Raw genomic sequence first — 20,580 nt, 5'->3', positions numbered from 1 at the left:
GGTCATCTCAAACCCGGCGGGAGAGCTGGAAGTGAAGTGTCTGGTCATCCGTGTAGCTCTCGCCGAATATTTCGAAATGGCCACCCTCCTGCCGGTACGAGCGATACTGATCGCGCGTGAGTTTCAGGCAGAAGTTGGAAACATGCAAGTTTCTTCCGCTGATTGAATGCGCGAATTCTTCGGCCAGAATGGCCACTTGCGCACTCTGACCATCTTCGAACACGACAGGCAGCAAAAAGAAGCGATTCAGCGTCGGCAAACTGCGGTCCACCGCCCGTTCGAACGCGATGCGCGAAAACCGCTGCATGGCCGGGTGGGCGTAAAAACCGGAGATCTTGTCGGTCTGTTCGATGGTGTAGAGCTGGCTTTCGGACAGCAGCAGGTCTCCTGGCCGGGTGATGTCCCGCAGCCAGCCGTTGACCACTGCCGGATCGTCATTGCCTTCCTGAAAACCGAGCATTGTCACGAGGGCGGGCGGCGCACCGTCTTCGATCATGTCTTCCAGGCGGCAGGCCTCGAAAGGTGCGGTGACAAACTCAAGTGGCGTGTCCGGCAGGATCGCCGCGAGGGCTGCCCGCATCGGCGCAGCCGACATCGGGTTGATGTCGACGGCGATATAACGATCTATGATGACGCCCAGGCCTTGCAGTGTCTTGAGAATGAACCCGGTCTTGACCGGCTCCGGCCCCAGTTCGACATACACCAGCCGCTTGCCTGCAAGCTCGGTTGCAATCCGCCCGCAGCTTTCTTCCAGCGCCGCACGAAAAGACGTGCCGTCTTCATGAATTCGGCCAAGCGTGTCCGATGCGATACCGGTCTCGTTCAGCTGGCGCATCAGCTGAAACACCTCGTCCAGAGGCCCGGTTGCGGTCTCCGAACTGCCTTCGTTTGTGTATTTCACCCGGTTGTCCTGGGTCAGGATCGTATCGAGACTGAATTCCGTGTGGCAGGCAATTGCCCTGTGAACTCTTTGTTGCAGCGAAAGGGGGCCGGTCGTCTGGTGATCTGGCCCATGCTCCGGCTGGCCATAGGAAAGCGCTAAAGTCATGGCGGATACCTGTTTTGACAAAAGAGACTCTCGGATTACGGGATTTTTTACCGACCCTTAAATTTATAATTGAAGCGCCCCATAATGGAACGTTATGCTTGTGTGGCGCTGGACCGGCGGAAAACCGCATAGGTCGTCTTGCGCTAAAACGGAGGCAGGGACATGACCATAGGCCGTTTTAATATCGAGTTGCTGGAAGCCTTTGTGGCTGTTGCAGAAGCAGGCAACGTCACACATGCGGGATCTCGGTTGAACCGCACACAACCCTGCGTCAGCACTCAGCTGCGGCGTCTGGAGGAACGGGTCGGCAAACCGCTGATCGAGCGCAGCGCGCGCACAATGAACCTCACGCCCGCCGGGCGTATCCTTTATCAACACGCCACGGAAATCCTGCGCTCACACGAGGAAGCCAGGTTGCGCCTGTCTGCGCCGGAACTGACCGGCACGGTGCATGTCGGCCTGCCAGAATGGTATGCGACCGGCCAGCTGCAATCGATCTTCTGCAATTTCGTGCGCATTCACCCCAACGTGAAACTTGAGATGACGGTCGCCGACAGCGCCACACTGCACGAAATGCTGTCCAACAACGAAATCAACCTCGCAATAGCCCTTGTCTCGTCTACCAAGCAGATGCCGGTCGAGATTTTCGAGGAACCGCTGCACTGGGCGGTTGGCGACAACTGCCCGCTAACCGATCCGCTGCCATTGATCATGTTTCCCGAACCCTGCCCTTTCCGGGAAATCTCCTTCGGTTCGCTCGCCCGCGCCGGACGGCAGTGGTACGAGCGCATCACCACCACCAGCGTCGCCGCCGCCCAGGTAGCCGTTCTGTCGGGTGCAGGCCTTTGCTGCCTGCCGTCGGGAGCCATTCTGGAAGGCTTCAAGATCCTGAAGGAGCAAGATGGCTTTCCGAAGCTTCCGGCAACACAGCTCGCGATCTACACCCAGTCGACAACGCAATCGCCCATCGTCGACTACCTGGAAGAGCATCTCAACGACCTCCTGCAGAACGCCATCGCGCCGCGCTCGGCGCTGGCGGGCAAGATACAGCCGGATTTGCGGGTGGTCTGACGGCCTGAAGACTCAGGCCCGTTCTGCCAGGATTTCCAGCAGCTTCCTGTGCGCGTCGACCGGTTTGCGGTCGACGCGCCAGACAAAATAGGTGACGGTTTCGCCAAAAGGCGGCGGGAGCGGGGTCGTCGTCAACTGGTCGGCATTGCGAAAGCCCAGGACGGCGCTTTCCGGAGCAACCGTGAACCCGAGACCGGCCTCCACACAGCCCAGAATTCCTTCCAGCGTGCCCATTTCCGTTACTTCCCTGTCGCTCTTGCCGATACTGCCGAGCCACGCCTGCGCCGCCGCCCTGTAGCTGCAGCCATGGCGAAAGGCCAACAGCGGGCCCTGCTCCGAAGTGGCGGGACCACTGGTGCAGACAAGCTGTTCACTGAAGGCGCGAACCGCCTGAAACCTGGCGTTGTCGACAGGCCCGGCGACAAAGGCGGCATCGATCTTCTGATCCCACACCTTTGACAGCAGGTCTGCGGTCGGGCCGGTCGTCAGGGAAAGCGGTGCTGTGCTTTTGTCTCTCAGACGTTTGAGAAGAGCGGGCAGGCGAACGGCTGCCGTTGTTTCCATGGAGCCGAGCCTGAGCGGCGCACCTGCCCCGGCAGCTTCCAGAAGATCGCGCTCGGCCGCCGCAAATTGTTGCAGAAGCACGATCGCGCGCGCATGAACCTGTTCACCGAATTCCGTCAGCCGGGCCCCGGCCTTGCTGCGCTGGAAGACCTTCTGGCCGAATTGTTCCTCAAGACGCCGAATTCGGGAGGTGACGTTCGACTGCACGCAATTCAAGGCCTGGGCAGCCCCCGAAAAGGAGCCTGTCTCGGCGACTGCCATCAGTGTTTTCAAAAGCACGATGTCCATACTATCCAAATTAATGATATCAAATTCCTTCTTCAATCATTTTTCCTGAAATGATTTTCATGGCAGCGTGTCTGCATGAAACAGCTGCTCGACACGCCCTTTACCCGCCGCTTTGCCGTTTCCCATCCGGTCGTGCTGGCGCCGATGGACCGGATTTCGGACGGTCGTCTGGCCGCTGAAGTCAGCCGCGCCGGTGGCTTCGGTATTATCGGCGCCGGTTACGGCGACCTGGACTGGATCGACGCTGCCTTCGATGCGGCCGGCGACCAGCGGGTCGGTCTTGGTGTCATCACCTGGAGCCTTCTGAAAAAACCGGCCCTCGTGGATCGGATCCTCGACCGCAATCCGGCGGCCCTGTTCGTTTCCTTCGGTGACGCGGAACCGATCGTAAAGGCCGCCAGGGAGCGCGGTATTCCCACAATCTGGCAGGTGCAACGACTGGACCAGGCCGAACAGGCCCTGAAGGCCAGAACGGACGTCCTCGTCGCCCAAGGCCAGGAAGGCGGCGGTCACGGCATGGACCGCGGCCTGTCCGCCCTTCTTCCTGCGGTTCGCGATGCCGCCGGCAAGGAGTCAATCGTGTTGGCGGCCGGCGGGCTTGCGGACGGGCGCGGACTGGCAGCAGCCCTCATGCTGGGCGCGGACGGTGTCATGATGGGAACCCGTTTCTGGGCAAGCGTCGAGGCGAACGGATCGGAGAAGGCCAAGGTTGCCCTGACCAAGGCGCACGGGGACGACACGGCCCGGTCCAGTGTGTTCGATGTTGCTCGCGGACTTGACTGGCCGTCGCAATTCACAGGGCGGGTTGTCCAAAATGCGTTTTCCCGCCCCTGGCTGGAAGACCCTGCAGGTTTGTCCGGCGCGGCTCACAAGATCCAGAAAATCTATGAGGCTGCTGATCCGGACGACTATTCCGTTCGCGCCCTGATTGCCGGAGAATCCCTCGATCTTGTGAAAACCGTTCAACCGGCGGCAAGGATTGTCGAGACCACTGTTCGAGAGGCGGCAGCGCTTCTTGCTCGCGCGCCGGATTTCGTCATCGGGTGAATTCGCACCGCGTCCTCAAAACCTCCCTGTCACCCGCTCCCGTCACTATCGCGGCCTTTTCCGTCCAGCCGGTGGTGCGGCAAATTGTATGCGGCTTGGGACACTCCTGAGGGTTTTGGCACCGGGACCTGATGTGGACCCCCGGAAACCCTGGGCTTTTGAGCTGCTGACGGAAATCACTTGGCGCCCGGTTCTTCGCGGTGGCGACAACTGGTTACAAATTCTCGGCCAAACACCCTGCTGTTGCCTTTGACGCAGCGAGATCTTCGGCTTAGGCCTGTTGAAGCCGGTGGAGGAGGACCCGGCAACCGTCAAATCCGGTCTGAAACGGGCAGCAGCACCATGTCTTTCAAACGCATCATTTTCTGGGCACATCTCGTCGTCGGGGTCGCCTTTGGTCTCGTTATCCTTCTGATGTCAGCCACCGGCGTGGTCCTGACCTACGAGCGCCAGATCATCTCCTACATGGAAAGCCGCGCAGTCGAAAAACCGGCCGATGCGCAGCTCCTCTCTGTCGATGAACTGGCAACTGCCGTTCTGGCCAACGGCGGCCAACCCGGCAATTCGCTGGTCCTGCCGAGGCAGGACGGCGCCCCGGCCACACTTTCGGTCAGCCGCCGCGAGAACCATTTGCTCAACCCTTATACCGGAGAGCGGATCGACAATGCCGCGGAGGTCACAAAATCCTTCTTTGGCACGGTGACCGCGCTGCACCGCTGGTTTGCCCTTACAGGTGAAAGCCGCAGCCTTGGGCGGGCCGTGACCGGTGCTGCCAATCTCGGCTTCCTGTTCATTCTGGTGTCCGGAATTTATCTCTGGTGGCCGAAGAAATGGACCTGGCGGATCGTCAAGCTGAACCTTCTCTTCCGCAGAAACCTGCCGACCGCGAAGGCCCGCGACTACAACTGGCACCATGTGTTCGGTATCTGGTCGCTCGTACCGCTATTTGCGGTGGTGGTCTCCGGCGTCGTCATTTCCTATCCTTGGGCCAGCAACATGGTGGCCGCCGTCTTCGGGCCGGTTTCGCCCGCAGCAACCGGCCAGGCTGCCGGTGAAGAACGCCAGGGTCAGAACCGCGCTCAGGGTGAAGCCGTCAGCCTGCAGGCCATTGCCGACACGCTGAAACAAGCCCAACCGGACTGGCAGACACTTTCGGTCAAATTGCCCAACGGACAGGCTGCACGCGTGGTGATGACCGTCGATACAGGCAACGGCACCCAGCTTTCCCGCCAGACGACCTATACGGTCTCCAGGGTTTCTGGTGAGGTGCTGGGCGTCAGTGGCGCTGAAGACCAGCCGGCAGGCCGGCGCGCCAGGGTCTTCCTGAGATTTCTGCACACCGGCGAGGTCTATGGCTTCATCGGCCAAACGCTCGCGGGGCTTGCCTCGCTGGCGTCGGTGTTTCTCTTCTACACAGGCTTTGCGCTTGCCTATCGCCGGCTGATCCAGCCGCTGTTCCGGCGCCGTGCTCAGCAGGCCTGAGGCCTGCTCTCTTGTCGGGACTGAACCACCCAGAGTAAATCGCGTTTTGTCGGCATCGCTTTTTGCAGTCTGAAATCAGAGATTTCAACGCAAAAAGCGATGCAGGATTTTTTCAGCTTAAACACAATGCGCTCTAATGCGCTTCGTCCCAATTATCGGCGGCGCGGGCGTCGACCTGAAGCGGCACGGAAAGTTTCAGCGCCGGATCGCAGGCGTTTTCCATCACGTCCCTGATCACCGGAATGGTTGCTTCCACCTGCGCGTCCGGCACTTCGAAGATCAGTTCGTCATGCACCTGCAGCAGCATCTGCGCATCCAGCTTTGAGCCTTCCAGCCGGTTTTCCATACGCACCATCGCCCGGCGCAGGATATCCGCGGCAGACCCCTGGATCGGGGCGTTGATGGCGGCGCGTTCATAGAAGGCACGCATGTTCGGGTTCTTGGTGTTCACTTCCGGATAGTGCGCCTTGCGGCCGAAGATCGTGGTCACGTAGCCGTTCGCATGAACCTGCTTCTTGGTCGCTTCCATGTAGTCCTTGATGCCCGGGAAACGCTCGAAATAGGTCTTGATATAGTCGCCCGCTTCGCCGCGCGAGATGCCGAGCTGGTTGGCGAGGCCGAATGCCGAAATGCCGTAGATGATGCCGAAGTTGATCGCCTTCGCCCGGCGGCGGACCATCGGATCCATGCCTTCTATCGGCGTGCCGAACATTTCGCTTGCCGTCATGGCGTGAATGTCCAGCCCGTCATCGAACGCCTTCTTCAACTGAGGGATATCGGCCATATGCGCCAGGACGCGCAGCTCGATCTGGCTGTAGTCGGCCGAGATCAGCTTGTGACCCTTTTCGGCGATGAAGGCCTTGCGGATCTTGCGGCCTTCCTCGGTCCGGACCGGAATGTTCTGCAGGTTCGGTTCCGACGAGGACAGGCGCCCGGTGGTGGTTGCCGCCAGCGCGTAGGATGTGTGCACACGCCCCGTTTCCGGATTGATGTAACCGGGCAGGGCGTCGGTGTAGGTGGATTTCAGCTTGGAGAGCTGGCGCCAGGAGACGATCCGCGACGGCAGTTCGTGCCCTTCCGCGGCCAGATCTTCCAGAACCTGCGCCGAGGTCGACCAGGCGCCGGTCTTTGTCTTCTTGCCGCCGGGAAGACCCATCTTGCCGAACAGGATATCACCAAGCTGCTTGGGCGAACCGATGTTGAAGCTTTCACCGGCCAGCTCGTAAATCTCGGCCTCCTTGCCCGCCATGCCTTGCGCGAATTCACCCGAAAGACGCGACAGCATCTGCCGGTCAACGGAGATGCCCCGCTTTTCCATGCGCGCAAGCACCGGCACCATCGGCCGCTCCAGCGTCTCGTAGGCGGTTGCCATATGCTCGGAAGCGAGCCTCGGCTTCAGGATCAGCCAGAGACGAAGCGTCACATCGGCGTCTTCCGCCGCATAGGCGGTTGCCTTGTCGATGGCGACCTTGTCGAAGGTGATCATCGACTTGCCGGAGCCGCAGATTTCCTTGAACGGGATCGGCTTGTGATCGAGCCAGCGCTCGGACAGTTCGTCCATGCCGTTGCCGCCCTTGCCGGCATCGACCGTGTAGGACAGCAGCATCGTGTCGTCGTAAGGCGTGATGTCGACACCGTACCGTGTCATCACCAGCCAGTCGTACTTGAGGTTCTGCGCGATCTTGAGAACCGAACGGTCCTCCAGCATCGGCTTCAGCACTTCCAGCGCATCTTGCAGCGGGATCTGGCCTTCGACAAGACCGCCACCGCCAAGAAGATCACCCTCGCCGTCGACGTGGCCAAGCGGCACATAACAGGCCTTGCCGGGCTCGGTGGACAGCGAAACACCGACAAGCTCTGCCTGCATGGCGTCCAGCGATGTCGTTTCGGTGTCGAAGGCGACGTAGCCCTTTTCAAAGGCTGCGTCGCACCATTCCTTCAAGCGGTCGAGGCTGGTGACGGTTTCATAGGCGCTGCTGTCGACCGGGATCGCCCGGATCGTCTGGGCGCGTGCATCGGCAACCGTCTGCGGTACCAGAAGGCCGGAATTGTCCGGATCGGCGTCGCCCGGGGTTTTTGCAGCTTCCGAACCTGCGCTGTCACTGCCGGCTGCGCGCTCCATCATCCGGCCCTTGTCGTCCGGAACATCCCATCCCGGAACCTTGAGGTCCGATGCATCGACCGTATCCAGATCGGCACCGGTCACATCCGCAACGCGCCGGGTGAGGGTGGTGAACCCCATCGCCTTCAGGAAGCCGAGCGCCTTGGGTCCGTCAACATCGGTAACCGACAATTCGCCCACCGGCACCTTGACCGGCACATCCTGCTTGAGAGTGACGAGCTGCCTGGAAATTCGCGCCTGATCGGCAAATTCGATCAGGTTTTCCCGGCGCTTGTTCTGTTTGATCGTGTCGGCCTTGGCGAGCAGCGTTTCCAGATCGCCAAATTCGTTGATCAAGAGGGCCGCGGTCTTCAGGCCGATACCCGGCACGCCGGGCACGTTATCGACGCTGTCGCCCGCCAGCGATTGCACCTCGATGACCTTGTCGGGACCGACGCCGAATTTCTCGAACACCTCGGCTTCGCCGAAGGTCTTGTTCTTCATGGTGTCGATCATGCCCACCTTCGGGCCGATCAGCTGCATCAGGTCCTTGTCGCCTGAAACGATGGTGACGCGCGCACCCTGTTCGGCAGCCTCACGGGCATAGGTCGCGATCAGGTCGTCCGCCTCGAAGCCTTCCTGCTCGATGCAGTGAACCGAAAAGGCGCGTGTCGCTTCGCGGATAAGGCCGAACTGCGGCACCAGATCTTCCGGCGGGTCCGGCCGGTGGGCCTTGTATTCCGGATAAATCTCGTTCCGGAACGTCTGCGCGGAATGGTCGAAAATCACCGCGAAATGGGTGGGCTCGTCGCCTTCCTCCGGTGTCAGGCCTTCCTGCAGCAGCTTCCACAGCATGTTGCAGAAGCCAGAAACCGCCCCGACAGGAAGCCCGTCCGGCTTGCGCGTCAGCGGTGGCAGCGCGTGATAGGCGCGAAAAATGAACGTGGACCCGTCGACCAGGATGAGATGGTCATCGGCGGTGAGGGCGGAGGAGGTGCTTTGCGTCGACATGGCGCGGATCATGCCCGCAGCCTGTTCTGGAGAAAAGTCCTAAAGTTAAAAATTCCAAGCTTGCCGATCACTCAGCTGCCTGTGCCTGACGTTTCCCGCCAAAGGTTCCGCTGAGATAGGCCCAGGCGGGCCTGCGGAACAGGAACCAGCCGATGTTCGTGCGGCGGATCAGCCAGAACAGGATCATCGGACTGACCGACGCCACCAGCGTCACGATCAACGACGTTGTGCCGATATCAAGGATGCCCAGCTTCAGCAGAATCACCCGCGTCACGCCCATGGGGAAGAAGAAGGCGAGATAGATGACGATCGAGTTTTCGCCGAAATGCTGAAGGAAACCGAGCCGGCCCCATTTCACGATCAACGCGCTGGTGAGGATGATGGCACCTGCACCGGCCGCGCCAAGAACAAGGGCAATGACCGGCAGATGCGCCCAGCCGGCATAGACCAGCGTGCCGTTCACCAGGCCCCAGACCAGAAGACACGCGAGACTGATCCCGATCCGCTCGCGCGCCCAGTCGGCCAGGGCGAAGATCTGCGGAGCAAAAACGAAGCCGGCATAGAAGAAAACGAAACGGGCCGCGAATTCATCGACCAGCAGCCAGCCGGTGTGGATCGGCGCGATCTGCAGAAGTGCGCCGACGGCCAGAACCAGTTGCCACGGCACACCCTTGTCGTGGGCGACCTTCGACACGACGAAGAAGACCGGCAGCATGTAGATGAACCACAAGGTACCGAAGGGCTCGATGAAACTCAGGAAATAGAGTTCCACCGTTGCGCGAACGCTGGTTTCCTCGATGAAGACGGGCGCCTTCACCAGAAACTGGATCGTCATCCACAGCACATAAAAGTAGGCAAAGTGGACGACCTTGCGATCAAGATAGAGTTTCCAGTCGCGGGTAATGACGTTCGACAGGAACAGGCCGGAGATCAGGAAAAAATCCGGCATGCGGAAGGGGGCTGCAAAGGCGACGACCACATGCATCCAGCCTGTCTGGCCAGCGGCGGCTTCCACGCCGAGCACCGAATGCATCATCACGACGAAGATGATGCAGATGCCCTTGGCGGTATCCACCCAATCTACACGGCTGGCGCTCATTCTACCGCTGCCTGCTCCGCTTCAGTCCGGTTTCTGGTCCAATTCAGGGCAGACATAACCTTGACTGGTAAATTATACGCATACACAGCAGTCACGTTTTAGTGAGCGTTTGGGAAATCAGGGCTTCGCGTTATCCGAGCCATCCTGCCAGGGGCTGAGCTTCGGCTGGCCGGAGCCACCACCCGTGCCGCTGTTTTTTTCGCTCCAGTCGCCTTCGTCCAGATCCACGACGCCGTCATCCGGCCGGCGCATACCACCGCCGCCATCGACGATAACGACGTTCGATCGGGCAATGATAAACCGCGCCAGCGCTTCGCGCACCGGCGGTATGAACAGGAGCAGGCCGATGGCATCCGTGACGAAACCCGGGATCAGCAGCAGAATGCTGGCAAGAACGATCATTGCACCCTGCATCACCTCGTTTCCGGGTGTGCGGCCGGCATCCAGCTCCGTTTGCATGCGCATCAGCAGTGACAGGCCCTGCTGGCGCAGCATCACTGTCCCGGCCAACGCGGTGATCACCGTCAGCAGGATTGTCGGGAACACACCGATCAAGCCTCCCACCCAGATGAACATCGCAATCTCGATCAGGGGCAGAAGAAGAATTGCGGCAATGATATAAAGTCCCACGGGAGCTCCATCGTCTGATAAGCTATTCGGACCTAAGGTAGACATTCACTCGCAAAAATGCGAGCAGGCAGTCACGAAATGGCTATGAATGCAAAGATTCAGTCTTGCTCTTGGGTCTGGATGCTGGTTCAAGGACCCCCTAAATAGGAAGCAGACAGGCCTTGCGTACGAGGCTGCGCTCACCTGGCAGTTAGAGCAGGCGGCTCTAGGGCCTCAAAAAGGGTAACCGGAAGTTACGATGAACGAGATTTTTGACCCGTTGAACCTCCTCCTGATGGGACTTGCGGTTTTCATTCTGTTCAGACTGCGATCGGTGCTGGGCAAACGCACCGGCAATGAGCGCCCGCCATTCGACCCCTATTCCAAGCCCGATCAGCCGCGTGAACGCAAAAACGGCAACGATCAGGACAATGTCATCCCGATGCCGAACCAGACCACGCTGGAGGCCGAGCCGGTCGAGGAAAGCGGTCGTGGTGGCGACGTCGTGATCGACAAGGTTGCCCCGGCGGGCTCCGCATTGAACAGTGCCCTGAAACAGATTCTGTCCGTTGACCGCAGCTTCGAGCCGGAACCCTTCCTGGAAGGCGCACGCGCGGCCTACGAGATGATCGTGATGGCTTTTGCGGACGGCGACAAGAAAGCACTGAAGAACCTTCTGTCCCGCGAAGTCTATGAAGGCTTCGTCACGGCAATCGACGATCGCGAAAAGCGTGGCGAGACCATCGAATCGACCTTTGTCGGCATCGACAAGGCAGAAATCGTCGAAGCTGCACTGAAGAATTCGACCGCCCAGGTAACCGTGAAGATCCACAGCCAGCTGATTTCCGCCACGCGCGACAAGGCCGGTGAAGTGGTCGACGGCGATCCGGCCAAGGTAAGCGAAGTGATCGACATCTGGACCTTCGCCCGGGACACCACGTCCCGCGATCCGAACTGGAAGCTGGTCGCGACCGAATCCGCAGAGTAATCACGATGCAGGGCAAGCGGAACACGCGGCCCCGGCCGGGCTTCCGGCTTGTCCCACTGCTAAAGGGCGCGGTTCTGGCCGCGCCGCTTTTCTTTTCAGGAGCTGCCTCAGCCATGGTACCAGGCCAACGGATCCCGGACCGGTTCGAGGCAATCTCCTTCTCCAGTCTGCCGGGCTGGCAGAACGACGATCATGCCGCCGCCCTTGCCGGTTTTCTGCGCCTGTGCCGCAAACCGGAAATCCTGAGCCAGGACACCGTTTTTCCCTCCATCGCCACAGCAGACCTGCAAAAGCTCTGTAATGACGCCGAAAAGGCGGCAAAGTCCGGTGATGAAGCACCGCGAGACTTTTTCGAAAGCCGGTTCACGCCGCACCGAATTGCCCAGAGCGGATTTGTGACGGGCTATTTCGAGCCGGAACTGGCCGCCTCGCGGGTCAGAACCGAGATATTCCGGTATCCCTTGCTCAAAAAGCCGGAAGGCCTGGAGGCGATCACGCCGGAAAACCGGCCACAGGACTGGCCCGAAACGCTCAGCCATGGACGGCGGGTTGATGGACGCGTCACCGAAATGCCGGATCGGAGCGCCATCATGGATGGCAAGCTCGATCCGGAAAATCTCGAACTCGTCTGGCTTGCCGATCCGATCGACGCCTATTTCGTACATGTTCAGGGTTCGGCAAGGCTGCGTCTTGCGGACGGTAGCGCGATGCGGGTCGGTTATGCGGGCAAGACAGGCCACCCCTACACCGGCATTGCCCGGTTGCTGGTGACGCGCGGAGAAGGCACGCCGGAGGACTTCACGGCTGCCGGACTTCGTGCCTGGCTGGAAGCGCATCCGGAAGAGCGCGATCAGCTGTTCCGGCAAAACCGGTCTTTCATCTTCTTCCGGGAGGTCGACGAAATCGGCGTGAACGACGGGCCCGTCGGGGCCGCGGGCCTTCCCCTTGTGGCAGGCCGCAGCCTTGCGGTCGATCCGAGTTTCATTCCCTATGGGTCCCTGGTTTTCGTCGCCTCCGCGCTGAAGGATCACGACAGCGACGAAGGCGTTTTCCAGCGGCTGATGGTGGCAGATGACACCGGATCGGCAATCAAGGGCCCGGCGCGGGGCGATATCTTCGTCGGATCGGGGCAGACGGCAGGCGCAATTGCCGGAGAAATCCGCCACAAGGCCGACTTCACGATCCTGGTGCCGAACATCCGTCTTGGTCCCGCTGGTGTGGCGGCGGACTGAGAGATGGCAAGACGGGGCAAAAAAGGGACACTGTCGCCGGAAGACAGGGAACTGTGGGGCAAGGTTGCCAAAACCCTGACGCCGCTGCATCCGGACAGGGCTCAGGACCTCAAGGCCGAGCTTGAGAAAATCACCGAAACCGAACCGGCGGCACCCACAAAGGCGCTGAAAACCGCGACCGCGATCCAGGCTCCCGCTGCGGCCAAGGCGCCGCCAACACCGCTGCCGCTGCATCAGCTGGAACACCGCTACCGCCGCAAGCTGGTGCGCGGCGTGAAGGCCATCGATGCGCGGATAGACCTGCACGGCCTGACCCAGCATCAGGCGCATGACCGGCTGCGCGGCTTTCTCTATCAGGCGCAGGCGAGAAGTCATAAGGTTGTGCTGGTAATCACGGGCAAGGGCAGCGGTGACGCACGCGCCTATATGGACGAGCGCGGCGTTTTGCGCAGAATGGTGCCCCAGTGGCTGTCGATGCCCGACTTGCGATCCGTGGTACTTGGCTACGAGGAAGCCCACGCGAACCACGGCGGCGGCGGCGCACTGTACGTTCGCATTCGAAAAAGAAGGTAGGGCCGTGACCCCACTTGGCGCAAAAATCCGGGAACTCAGGATAAAACGGGATGTGTCGCTGAAGGAAATGGCAGCGGCCTTGTCGGTTTCCAGTGCCTATCTGTCCGCGCTGGAACATGGCAAGCGCGGCAAGCCAACCTGGTTTCTGGTGCAGCGAATCATCACCTATTTCAACGTCATCTGGGATGAAGCGGAAGAAATCCAGCGCCTGGCCGAACTGTCCGACCCGCGCGTCACCATCGACACGGCCGGCATGGACCCGAAGGCCACCGAACTTGCCAACCAGCTTGCGCTGAAGATAGGAGGCCTTTCCGAAGAGTCTCTTGCAGCCCTCCTGCACCAGCTCCGGGTTGCCGCCGTGAAGGACGGTGTGTGACGACGCATGCCATCGCCAGGTTCAAACCATGGCATGGCGGTGCATTGCTGTTTCTGTACCGCTTGGAACGCAGCCTCTTTCAGGTCAGTTCAGGATTTACGTGTCCTTCAACCCCATCCTCTATATAACCTCCAGCAAACCTGCGCCTGCTGAACGGAACACTGGACCAGTATGAAACTCTCCCAGGAAGACCTTGCCGGACTGATCGATGCCGATGACCTGAGAAATCGCCTGACCGCGCTGACCGCCGGCAATGACGGCGACGGTTCGGACATGAAGACCCGCTCGGCTGTTCTTGCGATGCTGAAGCAGGTGGTGAAAGACGCTCGCGGCAAGGCCCAGGCGATGCTGGACGAGGATGGCGGCGGGCTGCTGTGCGCCGGGCGGCTGTCCTACATTCAGGACGAGCTGATCCGCGTGATCTACGATTTCGCCCTGCACCACGTCTACCGGATCAAGAACCCGTCCGCCGCGGAGCGCATGGCCATTGCCGCCGTTGGCGGTTACGGCCGCGGCACACTGGCGCCGGGGTCCGACATCGATCTTCTGTTCGTGCTGCCGTACAAGCAGACCCCATGGGGCGAGCAGGTGGTGGAATATATCCTCTACATGCTCTGGGACCTGGGCTTCAAGGTAGGCCACGCGACCCGCAATATCGATGAATGCATCCGCCTGTCCAAGGCGGACATGACCATCCGCACCGCCATTCTGGAAGCCCGCTACATCTGGGGCGACGAGGCCCTTTTCGAGGAACTCGTCCAGCGCTTCGACAAGGAAGTGGTCGAAGGCACCAGCTCGGAGTTCATCGCCGCCAAGCTGCTCGAACGCGATGACCGCCACAAGCGCCAGGGCGCTTCGCGCTATCTGGTCGAGCCGAACATCAAGGAAGGCAAGGGCGGTCTGCGCGATCTCAATACCCTGTTCTGGATCGCCAAGTACCATTACCGGGTCAACAGACAGTCGGAACTGGTCAAGAAAGGCGTTCTGACCCGCTCGGAATACGCGCGGTTCAAGAAGTCGGACGACTTCCTGTGGGCGGTCCGCTGCCATCTGCATTTCCTGACGGGACGGCCGGAAGAGCGCCTGTCCTTCGATGTCCAGCGCGAGATCGCGATCCGGCTTGGCTACACCCAGCACCCGGGCATGAAGGATGTCGAGCGTTTCATGAAGCACTATTTCCTGGTGGCCAAGGATGTCGGCGATCTGACCCGCATCATCTGCGCCGCGCTGGAAGAAGAGCACGTCAAGGAACCGCGCGGCAAGGGCCTGACCGGCATGATGCGCCGCCTGCGCGCAGGCCGTGTTTCGGCAACGGCCAAGCCCGTTGAAGGGGCGACCGGCTTCGTGGTGGAGAACAACCGCCTGAATGCGGTATCCGACACCGTGTTCGAAACCGATCCGACCAACCTGTTGCGGGTGTTCCAGATCGCGGACAAGCATGACTACAACATGCATCCGCAGCTGACCCGCCTGATGCGTCATTCGCTTAAGCTGGTCGATGGAAGCCTGCGCGCCGACCCTGAAGCGAACCGGCTTTTCCTGTCGATCCTGACCTCCCGGCACGCGCCGGAAAAGACCTTGCGCAAGATGAACGAAACCGGCGTGCTCGGCCGCTTCGTACCCGAGTTCGGCAAGGTCGTGGCCATGATGCAGTTCAACATGTATCACCACTACACGGTCGACGAGCACCTGATCCGCTCTATCGGCGTGCTGGCCGATATCGAGCGCGGCAACTCCGGCGACGACCATCCGCTGGCAACCGACCTGATCCTGACGTTGCAGAACCGCAAGGTGCTGTTTGTCGCCATGTTCCTGCACGACATCGCCAAGGGCAGGCCGGAAGATCATTCGATCGCCGGCGCCCGGGTCGCGCGCAAGCTGTGCCCGCGTTTCGGACTGAACGACGCGGAAACCGAGACGGTTGCCTGGCTGATCGAGCATCACCTGGACATGAGCACCATTGCCCAGTCTCGCGACCTGTCTGACCGCAAGACGATCACGGATTTCGCCAACACGGTGCAGTCGCTCGAAAGGCTGAAACTGCTCCTGATCCTGACCGTGGCCGACATTCGCGCCGTCGGGCCCGGCGTCTTCAACGGCTGGAAAGGCCAGCTGCTGCGCACGCTCTACTATGCCACCGAACCCCATCTGTCCGGCGGCCACACGAAGATGTCGCATCGCCAGACCATCGACAAGGCCAAGGAAGAGCTCGGCAGCAAGCTGGAGCACTGGTCCGCCAAGGACCGCAATGCCTATCTGAACCGGCATTATCCGGCCTACTGGCTGCGTACGGAGCCGGAGCGGTTGGTGTCCCATGCCGAGCTTCTGCACAAGGCCGACAAGGACAAGAGGCAGCTTGCCTTCCAGGTCATCCCGCGCGCCTTCGAGGGTGTGACCGAGCTGACGATCATGGCGCCGGACCATCCGCGCCTTCTGTCGATCATTGCCGGGGCCTGCTACACGACCGGTGCCAATATCGTTGACGCACAGATCGACACCACCACAGACGGCTATGCTCTGGACACGATCTTCATCGGCCGGGAACTGCCGGACGATGAAGACGAAAAGCGCCGCGGCGAGCGGATTGCCAAGCTGATCGAGACCACGCTGCGCGGCGAAGAGCGGCTTCCGGAGCCCGTTTCCAAGAAGACCGGCGTCAAGGGCCGCATGAAGGCCTTCAAGGTGGCGAGCGAAGTGCTGGTCAACAACGCACTGTCTGACGATTACACGGTGCTGGAGATTTCCGGCCTCGACCGGCCGGGCCTGCTCTACGACCTGACGCGCTCCATCGCGACGCTCAATCTGAACATCGGCTCGGCCCACATCTCGACCTTCGGTGAGAAAGTGGTCGACGTTTTCTACGTCACCGATCTCACCGGACAGAAAATTGCCAACATCGGGCGTCAGGAAATCATCCGTGAGCGCCTTGCCAATGCGGTCGACGGCCATGTGGAACTCGATCCGGCAGCTCCGGCAACCCGCAAGGTTCAGCGGCAGGCTTCATAAGTGCATACCTTCCTCTTCGGAGTCCTTCCGGCATGAGTCTCGTCCGCAATTTCGCAACCGTCGGCAGCGCGACCCTGCTGAGCCGCCTGCTCGGCTTCGTTCGCGACGTGCTTCTGGCCGCCGTCGTCGGGGCCGGTCCGGTTGCCGATGCCTTTGTGGTGGCCTTCCGTCTGCCCAACCTGTTCCGCCGACTGTTCGCGGAAGGGGCCTTCAACTCCGCCTTCATCCCGCTGTTCGGGCGAACGGTCGAGGAAGAGGGCGATGCGGGCGCCAAGCGGTTCGCCGGGGAAATTGGCGCAGCGCTGCTGTTCTGCCTGCTGGTGCTGACTGCTTTTGCACAAATCTTCATGCCGCTGGTGGTGTGGGCACTGGCACCGGGTTTCGTGGAAGACCCCACCAAGTACGACCTGACAGTTCTGATGTCGCGGATCGCGTTTCCCTATCTGATCTTCATGTCGATGCTTGCCTTCATCGGCGGTATTCTCAACACCTATCAGCGCTTTGCCGCCGCTGCCTTCGCACCGGTAATGCTGAACGTGGTGATGAGCGCCGTTCTGGGTGCCGTGCTTTATCTCGGTATCAAGGACGACACGGCGCTCGGGGTCATTCTGGCCATCGGCGTCACTGTTGGCGGGATCGTGCAGTTGATCGTCGTCCTCATCGACCTGAAGCGCCTCGGCTTCAAGATCCCCGTCTTCCGCCCGCGCTATACCAAATCGGCCAAACGCCTGCTGATGCTTGGCATTCCGGGCGTCGTTGCCGGCGGTGTCACCCAGATCAACATTGCCGTCGGCCAGATCATCGCCTCCATGCAGGAAGGCGCCAATGCGCTGCTCTATTTCGCCGACCGGCTCTACCAGTTGCCGCTCGGGGTGATCGGCATCGCCATCGGCGTGGTGCTCTTACCCAGCCTGACGCGGCAACTGCGCGCCGGACAGATGGGCGCTTACCAGCACAGCCTCAACCGAGCACTGGAGTTCTCACTGGTGCTGACCCTGCCGGCCGCTGTTGCGCTGGCTGTCATACCGCAGGAAATCGTCTCGGTGCTGTTCCAGCGGGTGCGCTTCGATGCCGCCGCCGTGGAAGGCACGGCTGCAGCCCTGACGGCATTTGCCTTTGGCCTGCCCGCCTTTGTACTCAACAAGGTGTTTTCGCCCGGTTATTTCGCGCGGGAAGACACCAAGACGCCGATGATCTTTGCCGTTGTCGGCATGGTCGTGAACGTCGGCCTCTCGATCGCGCTGTTTCCCATGCTCCAGCATGTGGGCATCGCGCTGGCCACAACGCTGGCTGGCTGGGTGAACACCGGCCTCCTGATCATCGTTCTGTGGCGACGGGGCCATTTCCAGCCCGATTTCAAGCTGCTCCGACGGCTGTCGCTGGTGGTGCTCGCCAGCCTGCTGATGGGGGTCGCGGTGCATTTTGCTGCCATCTACATGGCCTCCTGGCTATCGGCGCCGTGGCTGGCGGTGCGTGCGGGCAGTCTCGTTCTGCTCGTGCTCGTCGGCATGGTCACCTTTGCCGTCTTCACCCAACTCAGCGGCGGATCCGACCTTGTCGGCATGCTGAAAGCGTTGAGACGGCGCAACACCTGACCGCGAAACGCCAGCGTACGCCGTTTCCAGCTTGCATGCATAACGGACCGGGCTTAAACCCGGCCCGCCCAAACATTCATAGCGCCCTTCCAACCGGCCGCACCATCAAAGGGATTTGAAATGGCGGAGTTCCAGCCCCGTGTCTTTTCCGGCGTCCAGCCGACAGGCAACCTGCATCTTGGCAACTACCTGGGCGCCGTTTCGCGCTGGGTTCCGTTGCAGGATCAGATGCCGACGATCTTCTGCGTCGTCGACAGCCATGCCATCACGGCAGGGTTTCCGGATCCGCACGAGCTTGCCCAGGCAACCCGTGAAGTGACCGCTGCCTATATGGCGGCCGGCATCGATCCGAAGAAATCGATCATCTTCAACCAGAGCCAGGTTCGCGAACACACCGAACTTGCCTGGATCTTCAACTGCGTGGCGCGCATGGGCTGGCTCAATCGCATGACCCAGTTCAAGGAAAAGGCCGGCAAGAACAAGGAAAACGCTTCCGTTGGCCTGTTCGCCTATCCGAACCTGATGGCTGCCGACATTCTGGCTTACCGTGCGACCCATGTTCCGGTCGGCGACGACCAGAAGCAGCACCTGGAACTGACCCGCGACATCGCCGCCAAGTTCAACAACGACTTTGCGGACCGGATCAAGGAACTGGATATCGGCATCGAGAACCCGACGCCGTCTCCGGAACTGCCGGAATATCTCTATTTCCCGATGACCGAGCCGATGATCGCCGGCCCGGCTACCCGGATCATGTCGCTGCGCGACGGCACCAAGAAGATGTCGAAGTCCGATCCGTCGGACCTGTCGCGCATCAACCTGACGGACGACGCGGACTCGATCTCCAAGAAGATCAAGAAAGCCAAGACCGATCCGGACGCCCTGCCGAGCGAAACCGGCGGCCTGGAAGGCCGCCCGGAAGCAGACAACCTTGTCGGCATCTATGCCGCCCTGAGCGGCGCGACCAAGGCCGACGTCCTGAAGGAATACGGCGGTCAGCAGTTCTCGGCTTTCAAGCCGGCCCTGTCCGACCTGGCAGTGGCGAAACTCTCGCCGATGACCGATGAAATGCGCCGCCTGATGGACGACAAGGCACAGATTGACGCCATCCTGAAGGAAGGCGCCGAAAAGGCCTCCGCCATCGCCGAACCGGTGCTGAAGGACGTTCGCAAGATCATCGGTTTCCTCGACGTCCGGTAAACCGACGCGACAACAACCTGATCCTGAAAGCCCGGCAGGTTTCTGCCGGGTTTTTTGTTTGGGTAACCGCAATCCGCAACGTTCCACCTTACACCGTTGCGCCTTGCCCGGAAAAAAGCGGAGGTTCGCCTCATACCCTTGCAGGTCGTCATCTCAAGGCTCGACCGTGGGATCCATGCCGATACGCCCCAAATCGGCAAAGCTTTGCGGTGGGCGAAGGTCAGGGGATGGATTGCAGGGTCGAGCCCTGCAATGACGGGGTGGGGTGAGAGGCTGGGACTTTCATCCGGCCGACGGGGCTCACCAGCCGGTTTGTACATTGCCACTGGATCCACTCCCCGGGTTGCCCCGTGATCTACACTGTCAAACGCTATCCTTGCGCTCGACAACGAGCACTCTTGCCTCTCCGACCGGGTGAGCCACATGGGCATCGCCGTCGTTGGCGAAGAAGATCTGTCCTTCGGTCATGCGTTGAACCTTCTCGGTTCCGGCCTCGCGGTAGTGCATGTCGACAGTGCCCGACAGAACCACGAAGACTTCCGGACCGTCGTTGACGTGCCATTTGTAGGGCTTGTCCGTCCAGTGCAGGCGGACCGTGATGCCGTCCAGTTCACCGATCAGACGTGACCCCCAGGCTCTTTCCGCCGTAAAGCTGCTTGTATCGAGATGGAAATCCATGAAACTCTCCCGCTGCAAAATCACTCAAGGGTGCTATCGCGGACAGGCTCTCGTTTCTTCCGGCATTTTGACCGGTTCGGCCGGTCAATTGCCGGTGAACGCAGGCAGTTCGACACACAGGACAATGACAGAAGACCCATGGATTCAATCGACCGGACCTTGCTGCAACTGCTGGAAGCCGACAGCCGGACACCTGTGAAAACGCTGGCTGCCCATGTCGGCCTGGCCCGGTCGAGCGTTCAGGCCCGGGTCCGGAAGCTGGAAGAAACCGGCGTCATTCGCGCCTACACGATCCGGATCAGCGATCCGGAGCCGGCCGAAATCGAAGCCTATCTGTGGATCCGGACAGGCTCGGCGACCTGTGCGGCGATTGCGCCGGTGGTTTCGAAATTCGAGGAGGTTCTCCAGTGCCGCTCGATTTCCGGTGACAGGGACATGGTTCTGCTGGTGCGCGCCCGGACGCTGGAGAGCCTCGCCGAGCTTCGCAATCGTATTGCTGCCCTTGATGGAATTGCCAATGTCGAGACCCATCCGGTGCTGAAAGACTGGATATGAACGCGGCGCGAAATTCCCGATTTACTTTTTTTGTCAGGCAATGAAACGGTTTCTCAA

General features: G+C 60.6%; 17 protein-coding genes. 11 read left to right on the top strand and 6 right to left on the bottom strand.

From position 1 onward, the window contains the following. Positions 1–7 precede the first annotated feature (7 nt). Positions 8–1,048 (bottom strand): hypothetical protein, encoded by a 1,041-nt coding sequence (locus ACVDG9_RS25890; protein WP_447239328.1) that lies wholly within the window; start codon positions 1,046–1,048, stop codon positions 8–10. Positions 1,049–1,210: 162 nt separating this feature from the next. Between ACVDG9_RS25890 and ACVDG9_RS25885 the strand changes: the two genes are divergently transcribed. Next, positions 1,211–2,119 (top strand): LysR family transcriptional regulator, encoded by a 909-nt coding sequence (locus ACVDG9_RS25885; protein WP_023002376.1) that lies wholly within the window; start codon positions 1,211–1,213, stop codon positions 2,117–2,119. A 12-nt stretch (positions 2,120–2,131) separates the two neighbouring features. Here the strand turns inward: ACVDG9_RS25885 and ACVDG9_RS25880 are convergent, their stop codons facing one another. After that, positions 2,132–2,971 carry a LysR family transcriptional regulator gene (locus tag ACVDG9_RS25880; RefSeq protein WP_447239327.1) on the bottom strand — a complete coding sequence of 280 codons (840 nt, stop codon included), beginning with the start codon at positions 2,969–2,971 and terminating at the stop codon, positions 2,132–2,134. 75 nt (positions 2,972–3,046) lie between these two features. Here ACVDG9_RS25880 and ACVDG9_RS25875 point away from each other — a divergent pair, with 75 nt between their 5' ends. Together ACVDG9_RS25875 and ACVDG9_RS25870 are read left to right on the top strand one after the other, a co-directional pair. Continuing rightward, entirely contained in the window at positions 3,047–4,018 is a 972-nt protein-coding gene (locus tag ACVDG9_RS25875) for an NAD(P)H-dependent flavin oxidoreductase (protein WP_447239326.1), read from the top strand. A gap of 342 nt (positions 4,019–4,360) precedes the next feature. Next, positions 4,361–5,500, top strand: coding sequence for a PepSY-associated TM helix domain-containing protein (locus ACVDG9_RS25870; RefSeq protein ID WP_447239325.1), 1,140 nt, complete (start codon positions 4,361–4,363; stop codon positions 5,498–5,500). A gap of 133 nt (positions 5,501–5,633) precedes the next feature. Here the strand turns inward: ACVDG9_RS25870 and polA are convergent, their stop codons facing one another. From polA to ACVDG9_RS25855, 3 genes are all read right to left on the bottom strand, one after another. Next, entirely contained in the window at positions 5,634–8,624 is a 2,991-nt protein-coding gene (gene polA / locus ACVDG9_RS25865) for a DNA polymerase I (RefSeq protein WP_447239324.1), read from the bottom strand. A 55-nt stretch (positions 8,625–8,679) separates the two neighbouring features. Continuing rightward, a complete protein-coding gene (locus tag ACVDG9_RS25860) occupies positions 8,680–9,711 on the bottom strand; it encodes an acyltransferase family protein (RefSeq protein WP_055660334.1) in 1,032 nt (343 codons plus the stop codon). Between the two features lie 117 nt (positions 9,712–9,828). Beyond that, on the bottom strand, positions 9,829–10,341 hold the full coding sequence (locus ACVDG9_RS25855; RefSeq protein WP_075283209.1) for an FxsA family protein: 513 nt from the start codon (positions 10,339–10,341) through the stop codon (positions 9,829–9,831). Positions 10,342–10,579: 238 nt separating this feature from the next. On the opposite strand from ACVDG9_RS25855, the gene ACVDG9_RS25850 reads away from it, so the two are divergent. The 7 genes from ACVDG9_RS25850 to trpS all read left to right on the top strand — a co-directional run bounded on the left by ACVDG9_RS25850 (position 10,580) and on the right by trpS (position 19,290). After that, on the top strand, positions 10,580–11,308 hold the full coding sequence (locus ACVDG9_RS25850; protein ID WP_023002384.1) for a Tim44/TimA family putative adaptor protein: 729 nt from the start codon (positions 10,580–10,582) through the stop codon (positions 11,306–11,308). Positions 11,309–11,421: 113 nt separating this feature from the next. Further along, entirely contained in the window at positions 11,422–12,540 is a 1,119-nt protein-coding gene (mltA, locus tag ACVDG9_RS25845) for a murein transglycosylase A (protein WP_447239323.1), read from the top strand. A gap of 3 nt (positions 12,541–12,543) precedes the next feature. Continuing rightward, positions 12,544–13,113, top strand: a complete 570-nt coding sequence (locus ACVDG9_RS25840; RefSeq protein WP_447239322.1) for a Smr/MutS family protein — start codon at positions 12,544–12,546, stop codon at positions 13,111–13,113. Between the two features lie 4 nt (positions 13,114–13,117). Beyond that, positions 13,118–13,489: a helix-turn-helix domain-containing protein gene (locus ACVDG9_RS25835; RefSeq protein WP_023002387.1), complete on the top strand. Its 372-nt coding sequence runs from the start codon at positions 13,118–13,120 to the stop codon at positions 13,487–13,489. Positions 13,490–13,660: 171 nt separating this feature from the next. After that, a complete protein-coding gene (locus ACVDG9_RS25830) occupies positions 13,661–16,495 on the top strand; it encodes a [protein-PII] uridylyltransferase (protein WP_023002388.1) in 2,835 nt (944 codons plus the stop codon). A 32-nt stretch (positions 16,496–16,527) separates the two neighbouring features. After that, positions 16,528–18,090, top strand: coding sequence for a murein biosynthesis integral membrane protein MurJ (gene murJ, locus ACVDG9_RS25825; protein WP_062485891.1), 1,563 nt, complete (start codon positions 16,528–16,530; stop codon positions 18,088–18,090). 120 nt (positions 18,091–18,210) lie between these two features. Then, the gene (gene trpS / locus ACVDG9_RS25820) at positions 18,211–19,290 is read left to right on the top strand and encodes a tryptophan--tRNA ligase (RefSeq protein WP_023002390.1); all 1,080 of its coding nucleotides are present in this window, start codon (positions 18,211–18,213) and stop codon (positions 19,288–19,290) included. 363 nt (positions 19,291–19,653) lie between these two features. Here the strand turns inward: trpS and ACVDG9_RS25815 are convergent, their stop codons facing one another. Beyond that, positions 19,654–19,968: a cupin domain-containing protein gene (locus ACVDG9_RS25815; protein WP_447239321.1), complete on the bottom strand. Its 315-nt coding sequence runs from the start codon at positions 19,966–19,968 to the stop codon at positions 19,654–19,656. 138 nt (positions 19,969–20,106) lie between these two features. On the opposite strand from ACVDG9_RS25815, the gene ACVDG9_RS25810 reads away from it, so the two are divergent. Then, complete coding sequence (locus tag ACVDG9_RS25810) at positions 20,107–20,523, top strand: Lrp/AsnC family transcriptional regulator (protein WP_158514149.1); 417 nt, start codon at positions 20,107–20,109, stop codon at positions 20,521–20,523. Positions 20,524–20,580: the final 57 nt, after the last annotated feature.

It is taken from the genome of Roseibium sp. RP-7 (genome assembly GCF_053005225.1).
The sequence above is the reverse complement of the archived record's forward strand: the minus strand, read 5'-3'. Positions and strand labels throughout refer to the sequence as shown.